This is a genomic window from Sorangium sp. So ce321, assembly GCF_051530195.1.
Taxonomy (GTDB): Bacteria; Myxococcota_A; Polyangia; order Polyangiales; family Polyangiaceae; genus Sorangium.
Window position 1 is genome coordinate 13,077,625 of sequence record NZ_CP150329.1, and the last position, 18,757, is coordinate 13,096,381.

14 protein-coding genes and 2 tRNA genes are annotated in these 18,757 nt (G+C 70.9%); 5 read left to right on the top strand and 11 right to left on the bottom strand.

Annotated elements, in window-relative coordinates; genetic code table 11:
- Nucleotides 1–270: 270 nt before the first annotated feature.
- Nucleotides 271–1,017 carry a DsbA family protein gene (locus WME89_RS48630; protein ID WP_438006324.1) on the top strand — a complete coding sequence of 249 codons (747 nt, stop codon included), beginning with the start codon at nucleotides 271–273 and terminating at the stop codon, nucleotides 1,015–1,017.
- 52 nt (nucleotides 1,018–1,069) lie between these two features.
- Nucleotides 1,070–2,149, top strand: coding sequence for a hypothetical protein (locus WME89_RS48635; protein ID WP_438006325.1), 1,080 nt, complete (start codon nucleotides 1,070–1,072; stop codon nucleotides 2,147–2,149).
- Between the two features lie 127 nt (nucleotides 2,150–2,276).
- Here WME89_RS48635 and WME89_RS48640 read toward each other — a convergent pair whose 3' ends face one another.
- Nucleotides 2,277–3,206, bottom strand: a complete 930-nt coding sequence (locus WME89_RS48640; RefSeq protein ID WP_438006326.1) for a LysR family transcriptional regulator — start codon at nucleotides 3,204–3,206, stop codon at nucleotides 2,277–2,279.
- A 249-nt stretch (nucleotides 3,207–3,455) separates the two neighbouring features.
- Entirely contained in the window at nucleotides 3,456–4,841 is a 1,386-nt protein-coding gene (locus tag WME89_RS48645; protein ID WP_438006327.1) for a glycoside hydrolase family 6 protein, read from the bottom strand.
- Nucleotides 4,842–5,580: 739 nt separating this feature from the next.
- On the opposite strand from WME89_RS48645, the gene WME89_RS48650 reads away from it, so the two are divergent.
- Nucleotides 5,581–6,927, top strand: coding sequence for a metallophosphoesterase (locus WME89_RS48650; RefSeq protein ID WP_438006328.1), 1,347 nt, complete (start codon nucleotides 5,581–5,583; stop codon nucleotides 6,925–6,927).
- 1,299 nt (nucleotides 6,928–8,226) lie between these two features.
- On the opposite strand, the gene WME89_RS48655 is transcribed toward WME89_RS48650, so the two are convergent.
- The 3 genes from WME89_RS48655 to WME89_RS48665 form a co-directional block, all read right to left on the bottom strand.
- The gene (locus tag WME89_RS48655; protein ID WP_438006329.1) at nucleotides 8,227–9,516 is read right to left on the bottom strand and encodes an Hsp70 family protein; all 1,290 of its coding nucleotides are present in this window, start codon (nucleotides 9,514–9,516) and stop codon (nucleotides 8,227–8,229) included.
- Between the two features lie 191 nt (nucleotides 9,517–9,707).
- The gene (locus WME89_RS48660; RefSeq protein ID WP_438006330.1) at nucleotides 9,708–11,312 is read right to left on the bottom strand and encodes a serine/threonine-protein kinase; all 1,605 of its coding nucleotides are present in this window, start codon (nucleotides 11,310–11,312) and stop codon (nucleotides 9,708–9,710) included.
- A gap of 128 nt (nucleotides 11,313–11,440) precedes the next feature.
- Nucleotides 11,441–13,516: a catalase gene (locus WME89_RS48665; protein WP_438006331.1), complete on the bottom strand. Its 2,076-nt coding sequence runs from the start codon at nucleotides 13,514–13,516 to the stop codon at nucleotides 11,441–11,443.
- Nucleotides 13,517–14,101: 585 nt separating this feature from the next.
- Here WME89_RS48665 and WME89_RS48670 point away from each other — a divergent pair.
- Entirely contained in the window at nucleotides 14,102–14,452 is a 351-nt protein-coding gene (locus WME89_RS48670; RefSeq protein WP_438006332.1) for a hypothetical protein, read from the top strand.
- Between the two features lie 3 nt (nucleotides 14,453–14,455).
- Here the strand turns inward: WME89_RS48670 and WME89_RS48675 are convergent, their stop codons facing one another.
- The 4 genes from WME89_RS48675 to WME89_RS48690 form a co-directional block, all read right to left on the bottom strand.
- Nucleotides 14,456–15,139: a DUF1826 domain-containing protein gene (locus WME89_RS48675; protein WP_438006333.1), complete on the bottom strand. Its 684-nt coding sequence runs from the start codon at nucleotides 15,137–15,139 to the stop codon at nucleotides 14,456–14,458.
- Between the two features lie 90 nt (nucleotides 15,140–15,229).
- A complete protein-coding gene (gene zigA / locus WME89_RS48680) occupies nucleotides 15,230–16,480 on the bottom strand; it encodes a zinc metallochaperone GTPase ZigA (RefSeq protein ID WP_438006334.1) in 1,251 nt (416 codons plus the stop codon).
- A 675-nt stretch (nucleotides 16,481–17,155) separates the two neighbouring features.
- The gene (locus WME89_RS48685) at nucleotides 17,156–17,560 is read right to left on the bottom strand and encodes a hypothetical protein (protein ID WP_438006335.1); all 405 of its coding nucleotides are present in this window, start codon (nucleotides 17,558–17,560) and stop codon (nucleotides 17,156–17,158) included.
- Nucleotides 17,561–17,722: 162 nt separating this feature from the next.
- Entirely contained in the window at nucleotides 17,723–18,118 is a 396-nt protein-coding gene (locus WME89_RS48690; RefSeq protein WP_438006336.1) for a hypothetical protein, read from the bottom strand.
- 7 nt (nucleotides 18,119–18,125) lie between these two features.
- Here WME89_RS48690 and WME89_RS48695 point away from each other — a divergent pair, with 7 nt between their 5' ends.
- Nucleotides 18,126–18,311, top strand: a complete 186-nt coding sequence (locus WME89_RS48695; protein ID WP_438006337.1) for a hypothetical protein — start codon at nucleotides 18,126–18,128, stop codon at nucleotides 18,309–18,311.
- Between the two features lie 26 nt (nucleotides 18,312–18,337).
- On the opposite strand, the gene WME89_RS48700 is transcribed toward WME89_RS48695, so the two are convergent.
- Nucleotides 18,338–18,413, bottom strand: a tRNA-Lys gene (locus WME89_RS48700).
- Nucleotides 18,414–18,492: 79 nt separating this feature from the next.
- A tRNA-Arg gene (locus tag WME89_RS48705) sits at nucleotides 18,493–18,566 on the bottom strand.
- Between the last annotated feature and the right edge of the window lie 191 nt (nucleotides 18,567–18,757).

Below are 18,757 nucleotides of genomic sequence, written 5' to 3' on the forward strand. Positions count from 1 at the left end.
GCGCGCTCGGCCGCGGCGGAGGGCCGGTCGCGCCCCGCCGGGAGCGACGCGCGGCGCGACCGGCCGCGATGCGGATGCCAGCGGCGCGGGGAGAGAACAGGACCCCTCGACCTCCCGGCGGACCTGCTGGAGATCCCGCTCCTCGCCTTCCGTGGAGAGGAGTCCTTCCTCGCCCGGAGATCCTCGCCCAGCATGGTTTACCGACATGCTCGTGAGCCCGTCTCCGTCGCGCGGCGCCGACGAGGTACGAATCGTGCCGTGTGTCCTGGGATGAAGCCTGAGCTGATCGAACGATACGCACTCGACCATTCACGCAATTCACACCCTCGCTCCGCGGCGCGGCGGGGCGCCCTGCTCGCCGCGCTCCTGCTCGGGATCCCGGCCTGCCAGGGCGCCGGCGAGGCGCCCGAGCAGGAGGCCACCGGCGCCGTCAGCGGGGCAGCTGGCCTCTATTCCGGCATTCCCCAGGACGGCGTCTCCCTCGGCGACCCGAGCGCGCCGCTCACGCTGATCGAGTTCTCCGATCTCCGCTGCTCGCATTGCCGGGATTACGCGCTCGAGGTGCTCCCCACGATCCTCGAGCGCCACGTGCGGACGGGGCAGGTGAGGCTCGTGTTCCGGAATCTCACGTTCCTCGGGCCGGGCTCCGTGCAGGCGGCGCGCATGGCGGCGGCGGTCGGGATGCAGGGCCAGCTCTGGGACTTCGTCGACCGCTTCTTCCGGATCCAGGCGCGCGAGCGCCCGGCGATCACCGACGAGCTGCTGCTGCGCGTCGCCTCCGAGCTGCCGGGCGTCGACGCCGCGCAGGCGGCGGCGCAGCGCGACAGCGCCGAGGTCGCGCAGCAGCTCGAGGAGGCGCGGGCCGAGGCCGAGCGCCTCCAGATCCGCGGCGTGCCGGCGCTGTTCCTGGGCCGGCGGGGGGAGGAGCCGCGCCGGCTGCGCCTCACCTCGATGTCGCCGGAGCCCGTCTCCAGCGCGATCGCGCAGCTCCTGCGCGCGCCGCACCCGCCCATGTGATCGCCGCGAAGAAGCCGGCGCTCCGCGCGCTTTTTGGTACGCTCGCGCGGGGATGACCGCCTCGCCGCAAGTGTTCCCTCCCCCGCCCCCCTCGCTGCACGGCCGGCGCCGCGAGCTCTCGACGCTCATGGCCGCCCTGCGCGCGTCGCGCCCGGCGCGCATCGCGCTCGTCGGCACGGGCGGCAGCGGCAAGTCGACGCTCGCCTGCGCGCTCGGGCACAAGCTCGCGCGCGAGCTCCCCGGCGGTATCCACTGGTTCCGGGTCGGCGCCTGGGACGCGCGCACGCTGCTCGGCATGCTGTCGCTCCGCTTCGGCGTGGGGCCGTCGCCCTCGCTGCCGGCGCTGCGGGCCCGCCTGCGGGAGCTCGGGGAGATGCTCGTCGTGCTCGACAACCACGAGCACGACCGCGCCGTCGCCGAGCTGCTCGACGACCTGCGCGACGAGGCGGTGACCTGGGTCATCACGGCGCGGCGCTGCCTCGTGGCCGGCGTCTCCATCTTCCCTGTCATCGCGCCGCTCGTGACCTCGGGGGAGAGCCCCTTCCCCGCGGTCGCCTCGCTCACGCGCCTGCTCCGCTGGAACCCTGTCTCCCTGGAGCTCGCCGACGCGATCGTCGAGAGCGGCGCGGCCGGCGTCGACGAGCTCCGCCGCTGGCTCGTGGCGGGCGGCGTCGACCGCGTGCAGGTCATCGACCACGAGGACGACCTCCCCGAGGTCGGCCTGCTGGTCGCGTGGGCCTTCCGCGGGCTCTCGCCGGCGGCGCGCCGGATGCTCGCGGTGCTGGCGCACTCGAACGGCGACCACATCGACGAGGTCTCGCTCGCGCAGCTCGCGCGCGCGGGGCGGAGCGCCGGCGACGCGCTCGCCTCGCTGCGGCGCTTCCGGCTCGTGCAGGAGCCGTTCGCGGGCCGCCTCGCGCTGCACGCGACGGTGCGCCACGCGGTGCTGAAGCGCACGCAGTTCGATCAACGCCGCTTCTTCGAGCACTACGTGGCGCTGCTCGAGCGCTCTCCGGAGCGGCTCGACCTCGAGCAGACACACCTGTTCGCGGCCATGGACTACGCGCATGACACAGGGAGCGTCGCGGCCGCGATCCGCGTGAACGAGCTCTTCTCGCGGCTCTCGCTCTGACGGGGCGCCTCTCCCCGCGCCGCGGCACCGGGCTCGCCGGAGGGGCGGCGCGGCTCGAGCGGCGGGGCGCGCTCGCCGGGCGCCCTTCACCGCGGCGCTGTTGACGTGCGCTCGCGCCGGCGCCCTGTCACCGCGGCGCTCCCGGGCCCCCCACGTGCTGGCAGCAGAGCTCGACGAGGCGCTTCAGCACCCATTGCCCCGCGGGCCCCATCACGAGCCCCGGCCGGTGGACGACGGCGAGCGACAGCAGGTGCTCGTCGTCCCCCCACGCGTCGGGCCGGATGCGCACGAGGCGCCCGGCCTCGAGGTCGTCGCGGATCATGTGCTCTGGCAGGTTGCCCCAGCCGAGGCCCGCGCACAGGAGCTCTCGTTTGGTCTGGAGATCCACGACGCGCCAGGTGCGGGGGGACAGGACGGCCTGTTCCGGTGAGCGCGCCCCGCCGCGCTCGCTCAGCACGATCTGCACGTGCTCGCGCAGCTGCTCGGTCGCGACCTGCGCGGCGTCGCGCTGCGCGGCGGCGAGCGGGTGCGCCTTGCCGGCGACAGGCACCATGCGCACCGACGTGAGGTGCCGGCGCTCGAGCCCCTGGGTCGCCGCGGCGGGCCCGACGACCCCGAGCTGGCATGTGCCGTCGAGGACCCGCTCGGCGACGGCGGCCATCGTCTCCGTGTGGACGACGAGCTCCACGGTGGGGTAGACGCGCGCGAACTCGACGCAGAGCTCGACCAGCGCGGAGAGCGGAAAGACAGCGTCGACGCACAGCGAGACGAGCGGGTCGAGGCCGCCGGCGAGCCGCTGCGCCGCGCTGCCGAGCGCGTCCGCGTCGGCGCACACGCGGCGCGCGGCGCCGAGCAGGACGCGGCCGTGCTCCGTGAGCGTCGGGATCCGCGTCGACCGGTCCCAGAGGACGACCCCGAGCTGGTCCTCGAGGTTGGCCATCGCGTGGCTCACGGCCGACTGGACGCGGTGGAGCTTCCTGGCCGCGGCCGAGAAGCTGCCCTCGTCGGCGACCGCGATGAACGTGCGCAGCTGGTCGAGCGTGATGGAGTCGTGCACCGCGCGTCACCATGCCACGGATCGGCGATGCGGCGCCCGCCCGGGGCTGTCGCGGTGGTGTCGTGTGCCGGAAAAAGCACGGCGGCCGGGACAGGCGAGGAGCGTTTTCCCAAGGGGTCTACCCTCCAGCCGGCCGCGCGGCCCGCGGGCGGGTAGACCCCTTTTTTTACGCTCCTCGCCTGCCCCGGCCGCCGGCCGCGCGCTCAGCCGAGCGCGCTCGTCACAGCCTGGGACAGGACGCGTCGCCGATCAGAGCGGCGGATTCGCGTTCTTCACGCACTCCACGAAGTACTCGTGGAACCACTGGCCCGCTTGCGGCGCGCGCGTGTCCGCGTTCTCGTAGCCGCAGAACAGGTCGTAGCGCGGCTGGCCCTCCTGGCCGACACCATCGGAGTCACCCGGCGGCTTGACCCAGTAGAAGGCATCGAGGCGCGTCGCGCCGCCCGGGTTCGCCTTGGGCCGCTCGCCCATGCCGGCGCCGATGTTGTTGCACCAGTAGCCCCAGTCCGCCCGGATGTTGCCGCGGCCGTTGCGGCTCGTGTCGATGATGAAGTGCTTGTCGCCGAGGCCGACGCCCGCGAGCGCCGAGGCCATCGCGTCGACATAGTCGAACTCACCGTAGCAGGGGTTCGACTGCTGATCGTAGCTCTCGGTGCTGTAGCTGAGCTGCGTGTAGTTCGCGACGTTGGTCGCGAAGCCGCGGACGCCGGCCGGGTTGCCGGCAGCCTTGATGACGTCGCTGAAGATCTGGGCGCCCTTCGTCTGGTTGTCCGGCCAGCCGAGCCAGCCCGAGTGCGCCGCATCGATGTACTGGTACACGTGCGGCATGTTGAGCTCGCTGATCGCGTGCGCGACCTCCTCCCGGTACGCCTTCTCCGTCTCCGGGGTGCAGTCCTTCTTGCCCAGGTTCGTCGCGAGGTTGGGGAGCGAATCGGGCTCGATGATCGCGACGATGCGCTGGTTCGGGTGAGCGGCGAGGATCGCCTTGATCGGCGCGATGAACTCTTCCCTGTACCGCTGGACACCGCCCTCCTCGACCCTGAGCTCGCCGTTCGACGCCTCGGCGAAGCAATCGCGGTTCGGGAGGTCGTACACGACGATGACCGACGTGACCGGGCTGCAGGTCGCGTTCTGGAGCTCGAGGGCCTTGTCGAGGTGGGCCGAGAGCTGGCCGACCGCCTCGATCCGGTCGAGCCAGAACGCGGTCGAGATCTGCTGGACCTTCTTCATCTTCTCGACCAGGGCCGTGTCCGTCGTCTTGTCGATCGACGACTGGACCTTGGCGACGTAGCCCGGGTCCACGAACAGCTGCGCGCCGACGAAGGGATTGCCATCCGCCGTCGAGATGTCGACCCCGGCGCAGTTCCCGCCCGTCGCGGCCGTGGTCGTGGCGCCCGTCGGGGTGCCCGCGCCCACGCCGCTGCTCGTCGGGGTGCCCGCGCCCACGCCGCTGCTCGTCGGGGTGCCCGCGCCCACGCCGCTGCTCGTCGGGGTGCCCGCGCCCACGCCGCTGCTCGTCGGGGTGCCCGCGCCGGTGCCGGCCGCCGCGCCGCCCTCGCCGCCGTTGTCGCCGTTGTCGCCCGAGCAAGCCGCGAAAGACGCGGTTGCGAGGAGGACCGCAAGCCACTTACCCATCCCCACTTGATGCGAATTCCTTCTCAGCATACTAAGCCTTTCATCTACTTCTTAAAGGAACCAGGCGAATTCAGCACGCGCAATTAGGGGGCCGAATCTAGACCAACAGTTTCGGTGGGGCAAGAACAAACGACGCTATGCCTCCCCGCCTTTGCGTCATCATGGTCTGCTCTGCGGTTATTTTTCACGGCGAATAGAACGTCCGTCCACGACTCGCGCGCGTCACGAGCGCGTCACGGGCGCGCCTAACCACGCGGAAGCATGAGCGTTCCGCGTGTGGAGAACGCGCGGGCGTTCAGCGAACGGCTCCTCCCTGTGTGTTGCTGCGTTCCAACGCAGCGCGTGATCATCACGGCTGGACAGCGCCTCCAGGCCTCGGTGACATGGAAGACCGGCAGAATGGTTTCGGGTGTATTTCCAGCTCCACCGGCGACGGTGAGAACACCGCTTTGCGCGCAGCGTCGCGCGGGAAATGCAGCCGCGAGCGGGCGTGGGGTGATGCGGGAGGCGCCGGTCGACGCGCGGCGCCATGGCGTGCGTCACGACGTGCTCGACAGGGCGCGGCGCCCATCCGCGGCGCGGCCGCGCCACCGGCCAGCTCTCATGATGTGACAGGCGATGAGCGCCGGCGAGGATCGGTGAACAGCCTCGCTCGTCGCCGGCCCGTCGCGGAGCGCCTTCTGGCCGGGCGTCGCGGATCGGTTAGGCTTCGCTCCCCTCGCCATCCGCAGAGTCCGCCATGCGCTTTCTCATCATCTCGCTGATCGTCCTCCTCGTCGTCGGCCCTCTGGGCGTGTACGTGCACCGGCGCGCCTCGCGGCTGCTCGGCCTGGGCCTGCGAGGCCGGCGCGCGCTCTCCTTCCTGCTCGCCGCCGGGATCCTCACCATGACGCTGGGGCGGCTCGGGCGCGGCGCGCTTCCGGACGGCGTGCTCCGCGCGATGGGGCTCGGCGGCAGCACGATCTCGCTCGCCATCCTTCTTTCCGCGGTCCTGCTCGCCGTCGTCGATCTGGGGCGGCTGATCGCGCGGCTCGGGGGCGCCGCGCTCGCGCGCACCACCGCGGCCGCCCGCGACGCCGGCGCGCCAGCGCGCGACGCCGGCGCGCCAGCGCGCGACGCCGGCGCGCCAGCGCGCGATGCCGACGCGCCAGCCCGCGCCGCCAGCATGGCCAGCCCGCCCGCGGAGGGCGGGGCGCGAGCCGCGGGCGGCGCCGCGGGCGAGCCCAGCGCGCCGCCGGCGCTCCCCCGCCGCGCCTTCCTCGCGAACGGGGCCGCTGGCTCCGCCTTCCTCATCGGCGGCGGCAGCGCGGTTTACGGCGCGTTGATCGGGCGACACGACTACATCATCGAGGAGATCGCGATTCCGATACCGGGCCTGCCGCGCAGCCTCGACGGGTTCTCGATCGTGCAGTTATCGGACATCCACCTCGGGCTGTTCGTGGGCGAGCCCGAGATGCGCGCCGCCGAGGATCTCGTCCGCAAGGCGCGCGGTGATCTGATCGTGATGACGGGCGATCTCGTCGATTTCGACCCGAGGTACACCGATCACCTCGGGCGGCTCACCCGCAGGCTCGCCCCGCTCGCCCGCGAGGGGGTCGCGGCGATCCCGGGCAACCACGACCACTTCGCCGGCATCGACGCGACGCTCGACGCGCTCGCGCGCGGCGGCGCTCACGTGCTGCGCAACCGCGGGCGCGTCGTCGGAGGGGCCGGCGGCGCCTTCGCGCTGCTCGGCGTCGACGACGTGTGGGTGCGGCGGCAGGTGCCTGGCGGCGGCCCCGACCTCGGCCGAGCGCTCGCGGACGTGCCCCGCGACCTGCCGCGCGTCCTGCTCTGCCATAACCCCGTTTTCTTCCCGGAGGCGGCCGGCGAGGTCGCGCTGCAGCTCAGCGGCCACACCCACGGCGGCCAGGTCAACCTGGTCGTCCGGCCCGCCGACGTGGTGCTCCCGCACGGCTACGTCGCCGGGCTCTACCAGCGCGGCGGCGCGCACCTCTACATCAACCGCGGCTTCGGCACCGCCGGTCCGCCCGCCCGCATCGGCGCGCCCCCCGAGGTGAGCCGCATCGTGCTCGTGTCCGCCTAGGACCTCATCCCCCCAGTACCTCGTCGATCAGGCTCGTCCCTGCGTGCACGGAGGTCTTGCCGGCTGCCGAGCCCGAAGCCCCCGGCTCATCGCGCGGGGACCCTGCCGGCCTCACGTGCCCCTCGCGCCTGCGGCTCGTTCTGGACTGATCGTTCCAGAATGATCAGTCCACGATCGGCCGCACGCGCGAGGACAGCTGGGCTCGCATGGGGCCGGCCTGTGCCGCGCAGCCGCCAGCGGCTCCTCTCGAAGGTTCTCCCTGTATTTCGGGATAGGGCATCTGCTCTGCTTCTTGATTCTCGTGCTCGTGGTGTTCAGGTTCCGAGCGCGATGAGCGCGACAAGTCGACGAGCGCTGCCGACCTGCGGCCCGCGAGGGGTGCTCCTCTTCGAGATCGGGCTCGCGCTCGCGATCGGCGCCGGGGGGTGCGCTCCAGCCCAGCTCGCCGCCCCTGTCGGCCGCAGCGACGCGTCCCTCGATGTGCCGGAGGAGCGGCCCGAGCCGGCGCCGGCGCCTCCGCTGCCCGAGGAGGACGCAGCGTTCGTGGATCTCGAGGTCCCCGGCTTCGGGCCCGCGGTGGTCGTGCCCCCGCGTGGCGGGGGGCCTCGGCCCGTGCTCGTCGTCGCCCACGGCGCGGGCGATCGGCCCGAGTGGCACTGCGATGTATGGCGCGCGATGGTGAGGGGAGCAGGCTTCTTGCTCTGCCCGCGCGGCAAGCCCATCGACACCCGGACCCCGGACGGCGGGCGCATCTTCTATTACCCGGACCATTACGCGCTGAGCCGCGAGGTCGCCGCCGCCGTGTCGGCGCTGTCGAAGCGCTTCGGGGACCGGGTGGATCTCCGCGACCCGATCTACGCGGGGTTCTCGCAGGGCGCGATCATGGGCGCGCTGCTCTTGCCCGGGCATCCCGCTCGCTTCGCGCGGGCGGCGCTGATCGAGGGCGGCTATGGCAGCTTCGGCGAGTGGACGCTCGGCACCGCCCAGCGCTTCCGCGGCGGCGGGGGGTCGCGGGTGCTGCTCGCGTGTGGCCGCGCGGACTGCGCGGCGCAGGCGCGCAAGACGCAGGCGATGCTCGCGCGCGGCGGCCTGACCGCGCGCGTCCTCCACGCCGAGGGGGCCGGCCACAGCTACGGCGGCCTGATGGAGCGCGCGCTCCACGAGGCCTACCCGTGGATCATCGAGGGCGATCCCCGCTGGCTCGGCGTCGACGGGGCGCCGGGCGCCGCGGTCTCGCTGCCGGGCGCCGCGGTCTCGCTGCCGGGCGCCGCGGTCTCGCTGAGGGCGGGCGGCGCGCGCTCAGGCGGACGCGGCGGCGATGCCGCGCGCGCGCTCGGCCAGCCCCTGCACGACCGAGTGGAAGCTCCGGAGCTGCCTCACCTTGCCCTGGCCGAAGCGGCGCTCGATCCCGCGCCGGAGGGCGAGCACCCTGGCCGTCCCGCCCGTGCAGCACACGACGTCGATGTCGTCGAACGACATGCCGGCGTCCTGCACCGTCTGGTCGAGCGCGCGGAGGATGGCGTCGATCTGCCGCTCGCTCGCGACCTCGAAATCCTCCCGCGCGATGGGCTCGCGGATGTGCATTGACGGGTAGTCGAAGCGGAACTCGGTGACCGCCTCGCCGGACAGCGCGCATTTGCTGCGCTCGATCTCCTCGAAGACCCGGAAAGCCAGCGAGTCTTCCACGAGGCAGAGCAGGTTATCCATGCGCTGCCGGTCCTCGGGCCCGAGGGACCACGCCTTCACGTCGCGGAGGAAGGCGAGGACATCGCGGTGCTGGAGCACCGTCATGTCGGCCGGAGAGCAGAGCTTCTCGGCGATGGGCCTGGGCATGGTCAGCTGGTTCGAGCCGAGCGGGACCCTGTAGGTGACCTCTGCGCCGAAGTGGCGGGCGATCTTGTGGCGCATGAGGCTGCCGTCGAGCGCGTCCCCCGCGATGGACACGCCGCCGAGCGACAGCACGTCGGATGGCGCGAACCCCTCCCGCCGCATCTGCACGATCGTGTAGTCGGACGTGCCGCCGCCGAAATCGGCGACGAGGACGACCGCCCCGCGATCGAGCTCCAGGTGGAAGTCGTGCGCGGCGGCGACCGGCTCCGGGCAGAAGAAGACGTCGCGGAAGCCGGCGATGCGGGCCGCCCGCTCGAGCCGCTCCTCGGCGAGCCGGTCGTCGGCCGGTTCGGTCGAGAACTTCGCCGGCCTGCCGAGCACGACGCGCGCGACGTCCGCCTGGAAATAGCGGTTCGCCTGATCGCGCATCTCCTTCAGGAACCGTCCGATCAGGTCCTCGATGGTCACGAGCCGGCCCCCGATCTGCGTGCCGGAGAAGCTCCGGTCGGGCAGGTATTTCTTGATCGAGCGGATGAAGCGGCCTTGCATGCCGTTCGCGACGAAGTCGCTTATCGCCGCCGCTCCGCAGGAGAACCGCTCCTGTCCGAAGAAGAGCAGGCTCCGGAGGACGGTCGGATCGGCCGCCGCGCTGTCGAGCGGGATGGGCGGGCAGGTCGCCTCCGCGCTCGCCGCCGAGAGCAGCGAGTTGGAGGTCCCGAAATCGACGGCATACATCTCTGGCCTGAACGGTGCGGACATGATCTCGCCTCCTCGTGGGGTGCTTCGCGGCACGGAGATCTCGCCGATTCAACCACCTATTTACAAGCTGTCGAATCCATGAGATGATATTGGCGCGCTCGCGGGATGACCTGATTTCGCGAAACTCCCCCGCTTCGAGGCGCTCGCGAGGCGAGCGCTGAACCAGCACGACGCCACGGGGCCGGACGTGGCTACGACACGCGCGTCACCCGCCGCAGCCCCACGGCGAGCGCGACGAGCGAGATCACGGTCGGCAGGGCGACCACGCCGACGCTGATCCACCCGAGCCAGTCGGCAGGGCCGAGCCACAGCGCGGGGATCGGCAGCGCGAACGCGTTGTAGGCGGCAGCGCCGAGCGCGAGGACGCCGCACGAGAGGAACAGCCACATCATCGCGGCCAGGAGGCCCTTGCCGAGGCGCTCCATGGCCGGCGCGCTCCGCCAGCGGCCGACGAGGACCCGGATCGTGCCGATGAACGCAAAGAGCGAGAGCGCTCCCGCGACGCCCCCGGCGATGAGGATCTCCGTCTCGGTGAGCGTGCGCCGATCGGTGATCCCGTAGACCATGCGGAGGACCATCGCGGCGCTGGTGAACACGGCCGCGCCCGCGGCGAGGCTCATCGCGATGGACAGCAGCACCGCGACGGGCCGGGCGCGCCGCGCCTTGCGCGTCACGTCGTCGGCGGGGTTCTGGCCCTGCGCGTTGGGGATGACGACGGTGGCGATCTCGTCGTTCGGGGCGCCCTCGGTCACCGCCGTGCTCAGGCCGTGCGAGCGCGCGGGCCCGAGCGGATCCTGCATGTCGAAGTCCGCGAGCTGGCGATCGAGCTCCTGGGCGGACGGCGGCCGGTCCTCGCGCGTCCGGGCCATGGCGCGCTGGATGAGCGCCTCGAGCCCCTCCGGGATGGTCTTGTCGATGTCGCGGGGGCGCCGCGGATCCTCGGTGAGCAGGCGGATCATCGTCCGCGTCGGCTCCTCCTCGGGGAAGGGCCGCTCGCCCGTCAGCATGCGGTACAGCACGGCGCCGACAGCGTAGATGTCCGCGCGGGAGTCGACCTCGGCCGAGCCTCGCGCCTGCTCCGGGGCCATGTACTGCGGCGTGCCGACCACCGAGCCCGTGCGGGTGAGGTCGGCGCCGTCGAGCACCTTGGCGACCCCGAAATCGAGGATCTTCACGTGCATGCTGCCCCCCTCGCGCCGGACGAGGAACAGGTTCGACGGCTTGAGGTCCCGGTGGACGACGCCTGTCGCGTGGGCCGCGGCCAGCCCACGGCAGACCTGGCGCGAGATGGTGATGGCGGTCGGGAGCGGCAGCTTGCCTACCTGATCGAGGAGGCTGCCGAGGTCCTCGCCCTTCAGCAGCTCGGTCACCATGCACGGGCGCCCGTCCTTGAGGCGCACGATGTCCACGACGTCGACCACGTGCTCGTTGCCGACGCGCGCGATCGTCTGGGCCTCGCGCTCGAAGCGCGCCATCGCCTCCCGGTGGCTGGCGAAGTGCTCGTGCGGCACCTTGACGGCGAAGCGCTTCGGCAGGCGGATGTGCTCGGCGACGTAGACGCGGCCCATGCCGCCCGAGCCGATCACGCCGGTGATGCAGAAGCTCCCCGCGAGCAGCTCGCCGACCATGGGGTCGGTCGCGGTCACGCCCTGGAGCTCCAGCGCTGTCGCGTCGATGGGGCAAACGAGGAAGTCGAGCGGGTACCGGACGCCGCACGCGGGGCAGCGCCGGGTGGGTCTCTCCGGGGGTGCCTGCCGCGCCTGGTCGGGGTCGGCGTGCCTGGCTAGCTCGGCCATCGCCCGGGAGTCTAAACGAGAAGCGAGTTCCCGGCGCGACGGATCGGCCGCGCCCGCTTCTGTCGCGGGTGACACTGGCGGCTCCGGCGGGCGCTGCGCCTGCTGGCGTCACGCGGTGCGGGCAGGGGTCACGCGGGGATCGCCTGTAGGTCGTCCCGTCCCCAGTGGCGGTGCTGTCGGATGGCGTCGATGAACGATTCCACGAAGGCCGAGCCGCCCGTGCTCGTGACGACGCCGGGCCGCGCCGCGTCGATGCCGCACGAGTGCAGGAGATCGACCCCCTCGTTGGTCGCGCCGATCGGCTTGCAGTGCCGGTAGGCTTCCAGGATGAAGTGGCGGGTGTCTCCCTGGGCGAGCAGCGCAGCGACGCTCGCGGCGCCGCCCGGCACGTAGACCGCGTCGTACTCGACCGACGAGGTCGTCAGCGCGCACTTGTCGACCTCGATCGCGTTGCCCTCGGCGGACTTCAGCGTGCCGAGGCGCTTGGAGATGATCTTCGACTGCGCGCCCTGGGCCAGGAGCGCCTGCTTCACGGCGGCGAGGTCGGCCGCGCTCACGCCGTCGGCGGCGAGGACCGCGACGCGGCGCGACTTGATCGACGTCCTGGGCGAGGTCTCCTGGCTGAGCGAGGGCGCGGGCTGCACCGCGTGCGGCTTCTGCGCGGGGGGCACGGGCAGGCCGAGCGCCTCGGCGACGCGCAGGGCGAGTTCGCCGTCGATCTGGGCGAAGAGCTTCACCACGCGCTCGCGGATGTCCTTCCTCTCGACCTTGCCGAGCTCGAACTTGCACGCGTCGATGAGGTGGTTCCGCTCCGGCTCGGTCAGGCTCCGGAAGAACAGCGCCGCCTGGCTGAAGTGGTCCTTGAAGCTCTCGCTGCGGATCCTCAGCTTCTCTCCCTCGACGCGCTCGGGGTAGGACGTGAAGCCCTGCTGCGTGCTGGCCAGGAAGGGGCAGCCGCCGCTGAGCGAGTTCGGGTGGTAGTTGGCCCGCCCCGCGTCGATCGTATGCCGGTGGAAGCCGTCCTGCTGGTGGTTGTGCACCGGCGCGAGCGGCCGGTTGATCGGTATCTCGGCGAAGTTCGGCCCGCCCAGGCGGGTGAGCTGGGTGTCGAGGTACGAGAAGAGCCGGGCCTGCATCAGCGGGTCGTTGGTGAAATCGATCCCTGGAACCACGTTGGAGACACAGAAGGCGACCTGCTCCGTCTCCGCGAAGAAGTTGGTCGGGTTGCGGTGGAGGACGAGCTTGCCGATGCGCCTCACCGGAATGAGCTCCTCCGGGACGAGCTTCGTCGCGTCGAGGAGGTCGAAGCCCAGCGTCTCCGCCTGCTCTTCCTCGATGATCTGGACGCCGAGCTCGTACTCGGGGTAGTCGCCCATCTCGATGGCCTCCCAGAGGTCGCGGCGGTGGAAGTCCGGGTCCTTGCCCGCGAGCTTCTGCGCCTCGTCCCAGACGAGCGAATGGACGCCGAGCAGCGGCTTCCAGTGGAACTTCACGAAGCGCGATTTCCCTTCCGCGTTGATGAGGCGGAAGGTGTGCACGCCGAAGCCCTCCATCATGCGGTAGCTCCGCGGCAGGGCGCGATCGGACATGACCCACATGAGCATGTGGGCTGTCTCCGGCACCAGCGACGCGAAGTCCCAGAACGAGTCGTGCGCCGAGGCGGCCTGCGGCATCTCGTGGTGCGGCTCCGGCTTGACCGCGTGGACCACGTCCGGGAACTTGATGCCGTCCTGAATGAAAAAGACGGGGATATTGTTGCCGACGAGGTCGAAGTTCCCCTCCTGCGTGTAGAACTTCACGGCGAAGCCGCGCACGTCGCGCACCGTGTCCGCGGAGCCGCGCGAGCCCGCGACGGTGGAGAAGCGCACGAACACGGGCGTCCTGAGCGAAGGGTCCTGGAGGAACCTGGCCTTCGTGTACTTCGTCAGGGGCTCGTATACCTGGAAGTAGCCGTGGGCGCCGGATCCGCGCGCGTGGACGACGCGCTCCGGGATCCGCTCGTGGTCGAAGCGGGTTAGTTTCTCGCGAAAGTGGAAGTCTTCGAGGAGCGTGGGACCGCGCGGGACCGGCTTCAGCGAGTCGTCGGTATGGGCGATCGGGATCCCTTGATCGGTGGTGAGGTACGTGCCCTCGGGGTGGGACCGCTCGACCTCGAGCGCCTTTACCTTGTCGTCTTCGTGGCTGCCTGGATCACGGACACTCATGGGGTGAAACCATACGGGGTCCCTACGGGGAGACAATGAGGTGAATTGTCCCAAGAGACGAGTTCATGTGGCAGGAGATCTCAGTCCAGGAGGCGCTGCCTGAGCGGGTCCGGGGATGTCCTTAGATCGTTCGTGCGGCAGCTGACTCGCTGCATGACGCGTCGAGACATGGCGCAGGAGGCCGGATCACCATGAGCAGACGTGGGACACCCGCCGGTGCTGGTGCAGACAATCGATCATGAGGGAAGTGCCGAGGACGCGAAGAGATGAGCTCAAGGGAGAGCGCGTCTTTGCGGCTCCGGGGATGATTCGCTCGGACGACCCCTGGTGAGCGAGCGCCGCGCGAGCGACCTCGTGTTCATCGGTCGCAACCTGGCGCGCGAGCAGCCGACCCCGGGGTTTTGGCGATCATGGCCCCTGAGGGAAATTCGATGGCTGGTGCATGCCGCGGGGGGTAGGTTCGTGCACCTGGGGCCCTCCTTCTCGTGGGTGACAGCCGGGAGGTCGGGCCTTCAGAGGCTGATGCGAGCAGCCTCGTCATGTACCGATGAGCGTTTCCCCTACCGTTCGATCAAGGAGACCAGGATGACCAACCACGCGACGCACCACGAGCATGCACACGAGCACGGCCAGTCGTGCGGACACCAGGCGATACGCCATGGTGACCACGTCGACTACCTGCACGACGGCCACCTGCATCACCGGCATGGTGATCATGTCGACGAGCACGTCCTCTCGGTGGACGACGAGAACCCTGAGCAGTGTACCCCGAGCCACGCGTGCTCGGGGCATGACGTGAAGCACGAGCACGGCGCTGGATGCGGGCACCCCGCTGTCCCCCACGGAGATCACGTCGACTTCCTCGTCGACGGCCACTTGCACCACCCGCACGGCGGGCACTGCGACCATCACGGCAGCGTGCAGCTGGCGGCATAGCGCTCAGGCAAGGGCGTCGAGCGTCACGACGACCCGTGGCGACGTCCCGGGCGGCGACCGGTGCACCGCGCCGCGGCCCTGGTTGCCTGGCCATGCCTCGCCCTTGAGCAGCCCGACGTCGAACGGCGCCATCCGGCGGAGGCGCGCGCCGGCGCGCAGCACGCCCGAGTCCTCATCGGGGACGCCGTTCGCGCGGTGTCCGAGCCTGTCCCGCCGGACGGCCGCGTGCTCTGCCCACTCCGTCCCGGGCCCGACATAGGTGGTCACCAGGCGGACGGTCACCATGTCCGCGTGGAGACGAGGGCACATGGGCCTGTCGAGCCGCGCGAGCCGTACGCCGACCCGCGGGCAGCCCGTGAGATCGGCGAAGAGCGAGATCAAGCCGCGCACGTCGTGGAGGAAGGCCTCACGGCCGGGCGAGTGCGGCGCTCCCGTAGCCAGCGGCGCGAGGTCGGGCGCGCCTGGATCCACGAGCAGCGTCTCGGCGAGCGGCCGCGGCAGCAGCCGCTCGCGCACGAAGGCCTCCACGTCGGGGTCGATACCCCTCCGCAGCACGCACACGCTCACCTCGGGCGCCGCCAGCTCGGCCAGGTCGGCGCGCTCCGTCACGAGGCGCGTCGAGCTGCCCGGTGCTGCGCGCGACGATGCGAGATCCTCGGGAGCCTCAGCGGTCCTGGCTGTCATCATGTCGTGTTCGTCTTCTTCCGTGTGCGCCGCGGAATGAGCCGCCATGCCGCGACGAAGCATCCTGGATCATGATGTCATGGGACGGGCCAGTCACATGTGGAGGGGCTGCGCAGGCTCGTCCTTGATCTCGGGCTCCTCCGACTGCTCCCATGCCGGGAAGGGATCCTCGAAGCGGCTCCAGCCGGAGGGCCCCGCGGCCATCTCCTCCGGGGCGAGCAGGCAGGCGTCGAGGCCGCCTGTGAGCGCCTCCCGGACCATATCGACGCCGATGAAGACGATCTCTTGCCGCCGGTCGCCCCAGACCGGATCCCACGCTGCGTCGAGCGCGGCGCGCTCCTCCTCGTCCTCTGGCCACTGTTCCTCCGGCAACGCCGCGTACCAGCTGCCCGCCGCCTCGAAGGAGGCCGCGCCGCCCGCCTGCGACCAGGCGCCGGTGGTGTCCATGCGGGTCGCGAGCCAGAAGAACCCCTTCGAGCGGAGCACTCCATCCCACGCGGCGGCGCCGTGGATGAAGGCCCAGAGCCGCTCCGGGTGCATCGGGCGCGCTGCGCGGTAGACGAAGCTCTCGATCCCGTACTCCTCGGTCTCGGGCACGTGCTCGCCGCGCAGCGCCCTCATCCAGCCGGGCGAGCGCGCCGCCTCCTCGAAATCGAACAGGCCCGTGCCGAGGATCTCGCCAGGGTCGACCTGGCCGCGACAGGCCGTGACGACCCGGGCGCCGGGGTTCAGGTGCAGGAGCATCGCCGTGAGCCGCTCGACCTCGTCATCGCCGACGAGATCCGTCTTGTTGAGCACGAGGACGTTCGCGAACTCGACCTGCTCGACGAGCAGATCGGCGACCGTGCGCTCGTCGTCGCTGTCCAGCGCGGCCTTGCGCGCCCGGAGGTCGTCGGCGCTCGCCCAGTCCGCGAGGAACCGCTGCGCGTCGACGACCGTGACGAGCGTGTCGAGCCGGGCGACCTCCGAGAGGCCCTTGCCCGTCGCAGGGTCGTCGAAGGTGAATGTCTCGGCGACGGGGAGCGGCTCCGATATGCCCGTGGACTCGATGAGCAGGTAGTCGAAGCGCCCCTCCCCCGCCAGGCGGGACACCTCGACCAGGAGATCTTCCCGGAGGGTGCAGCAGATGCAGCCGTTCGACAGCTCGACGAGCTTCTCCTCGACGCGGGAGAGCGCCGCGCCCCCGCCCCGGACGAGCGCCGCGTCGACGTTGACCTCGCTCATGTCGTTGACGATCACGGCGACGCGCAGCGCGTCGCGGTTCGCGAGGACGTGGTTGAGCAGCGTGGTCTTGCCGGCGCCCAGGAAGCCGGACAGCACGGTCACGGGGAGCTTTCGAGTCACGAAGAAGCCTCTCTCGGCGGCAGCTGCGCTCCGGCGCGGGCGGACGACCTCCGCCGCGCCGCGCGGAAGAGCGCGGGCCCAGGACCTGAGCCTTCACGCCCGCAGCGCGAGCGTGGGAGGCGTCATAGAGCGATCTAGATGCATATGCAATACAATTGCGTATAGAGCGTGCGCGCGCCGCCGGTCGGGCGGCCCATGACTGCGCGGGCACCGCCTTCGGGCCCTGACAGCGGCCGGCCGTCTGCCGTCCAAGGCGGCTGTCCGCCGGCTGATCGCGGTCACGCTGGTGGGGTTGCGCCCCGCGCGCTGCGTCGTCCCGAGGTCGAAAGAGCCAGGCGCCGCGCTCCGCGTCGCCCGCAGGAGGCTTCCTGGAGATCGCGTACAGCGCGTTGGTCTCATCGGTGAGGGCGTTGCGCGCGGAGCGGGACGAGGGTGTCGCGTTTGACGGCCTCCTGCGCGCCGGGATCGAGCTTGTCGATCGTGCCGCGGTAGCCCGACCCGAGAAGAACCAGGGGCCGCTGGTACGGCGCGCCAGCGAGCTGTTTGCGAGGCTATCGCTGGGTACGTTCTCGGGGCTGCGGGGGGATCACGACGATCAAGATCGGCCCGTGCTCCGCTGCGTGCCGAGGGCCGGAGATCCGGTGGAGGTGAGGCGCTGTCCGACGGGACGCGCGATCAGCTTTTCCTGGCGCTCCGGGTGGCGAGCCTGGAGCAGTGCTTCACGAAGGGAGAACCATTACCGCTGGTGCTCGACGATGTGCTCATCCATTTCGACGACGCGCGCGCGCCGCGCGCGCGGTTCTCGGGGAGCTGTCGCAGCGGACGCAGATCCTCTTCTTTACCCAGCACGCGCGGCTCGCCGAGCTGGCCGAGGCGACGTTGTCGGCGAGCGCCCTCTGCCGCCATGATCTCGATGATCTCGTGGCGGAGGCGGCGGTGAACGTCACGGCGCCATGATGCGCCCCGATCCACTCCGCAGCGATCGTGCTGCCCTGCGCGTTCAAATTTGAAACCGCGCACGCTTTCGCCAATGGCGAGCTGCGCCGCCATTGGCGAAAGCGTGCGAAGCTGACCACCCATGGACGGGTCGCACCTGACTTCATCGCATTGGTCGCTCGGAGGCGTCGCCATATTCCTTGGACCGCCAATAGCGTCAACCAAGGTTGCTCGGAGACCTCAGCCCTGCGGTGGCCGCGGCCAGATGTCTGGGAATGTTGTCGCACTCCTTGCGGAGCGCCGAGGTCACGTTCTGGAGAGCGCGCTCCGTATCACGTCCTCGCGGCGTATCTGTTTCCACGACCTGGCGAGCTCGAAGCTCTGATGTGGGAGGACATCGACCTCGATCGCGGCACGGTTCACATCCACCGGGGGATCGACCGCTGCCGCGACCAGGAGAAGTCGACGAAGACGGGCCAGGCGCGCGGGGTGCTCGGTCGAGCCGGAGCTGCTCCCGCTCCTGCGGGTGATGCACGCCGAAGCGGGCGGGAAGGGGCGCGTCGTCGACGACATGCCGGAGGTGACGAACCTCTCCCTGCGCTCCGCGAGCACCTCGAGCGTGCCGGCTTCACGCGGTCCGATCTCTTCGCGAACCACAGGACGCGGAAGAAGATCACGCTCCACGACCTGCGCGGCGGGCATCACCTGGATGGCCGCACGCGGGGACGACCCGCTCGAGAGCCAGGCCAGCCCCACGTTGTTCACGACGACGGAAGGCCACATCAGCGAGGCCGAGCAGGTGCGCGACGGCTTCGGCGAGGTGCTTCCCGCACTACCGACCGGGCTGGTCCGTCCGCTCGACGACTCGTCCAGCGGAGCAGCTCGGTCTCGATGAGGATCGCAAGATCCTCATCGTATCCTTGGTGGGCCATGAAGGACTTGAACCTTCAGCCAATGGATTAAGAGTCCACTGCTCTACCAATTGAGCTAATGGCCCGGATGAATTTTCAAATCAACTGAAACTGGAACAGCTCCCGGAGTCTCACCGGATCGCTCGAGTCGCCCGCTGAGCCCGGCACGCCCGGCCTGATTCGAACAGGCGACATTCGGATTCGAAGTCCGACGCTCTATCCAGCTGAGCTACGGGCGCTCCTGCACGCCCCTCGGCGGGGCACGCGGAACGCTTCTAACCGCACCGGACCCGTTGTGTCAAGGCGTTGAAGATGCACACGTGCGCAATTCTCAGGCCGCCCTTCCTGCTGAGCTTGGACGGACGCGCCGCGGAGCCCGCCCGGAGCCTGCCCGCGTGGCGCGGCCTTCACCCGCCCGGCGGGGCACTGC

Excerpts from the sequence above, each read along its gene's own strand:
- WME89_RS48630 (WP_438006324.1), top strand. The coding sequence starts at position 271 with ATGAAGCCTGAGCTGATCGAACGATACGCACTCGACCATTCACGCAAT.
- WME89_RS48635 (WP_438006325.1), top strand. The coding sequence starts at position 1,070 with ATGACCGCCTCGCCGCAAGTGTTCCCTCCCCCGCCCCCCTCGCTGCAC.
- WME89_RS48645 (WP_438006327.1), bottom strand. The coding sequence starts at position 4,841 with ATGGGTAAGTGGCTTGCGGTCCTCCTCGCAACCGCGTCTTTCGCGGCT.
- WME89_RS48650 (WP_438006328.1), top strand. The coding sequence starts at position 5,581 with ATGCGCTTTCTCATCATCTCGCTGATCGTCCTCCTCGTCGTCGGCCCT.
- WME89_RS48655 (WP_438006329.1), bottom strand. The coding sequence starts at position 9,516 with ATGTCCGCACCGTTCAGGCCAGAGATGTATGCCGTCGATTTCGGGACC.
- WME89_RS48660 (WP_438006330.1), bottom strand. The coding sequence starts at position 11,312 with ATGGCCGAGCTAGCCAGGCACGCCGACCCCGACCAGGCGCGGCAGGCA.
- WME89_RS48665 (WP_438006331.1), bottom strand. The coding sequence starts at position 13,516 with ATGAGTGTCCGTGATCCAGGCAGCCACGAAGACGACAAGGTAAAGGCG.
- WME89_RS48670 (WP_438006332.1), top strand. The coding sequence starts at position 14,102 with ATGACCAACCACGCGACGCACCACGAGCATGCACACGAGCACGGCCAG.
- WME89_RS48675 (WP_438006333.1), bottom strand. The coding sequence starts at position 15,139 with ATGATGACAGCCAGGACCGCTGAGGCTCCCGAGGATCTCGCATCGTCG.
- WME89_RS48685 (WP_438006335.1), bottom strand. The coding sequence starts at position 17,560 with ATGGGTGGTCAGCTTCGCACGCTTTCGCCAATGGCGGCGCAGCTCGCC.
- WME89_RS48690 (WP_438006336.1), bottom strand. The coding sequence starts at position 18,118 with ATGCCCGCCGCGCAGGTCGTGGAGCGTGATCTTCTTCCGCGTCCTGTG.
- WME89_RS48695 (WP_438006337.1), top strand. The coding sequence starts at position 18,126 with ATGGCCGCACGCGGGGACGACCCGCTCGAGAGCCAGGCCAGCCCCACG.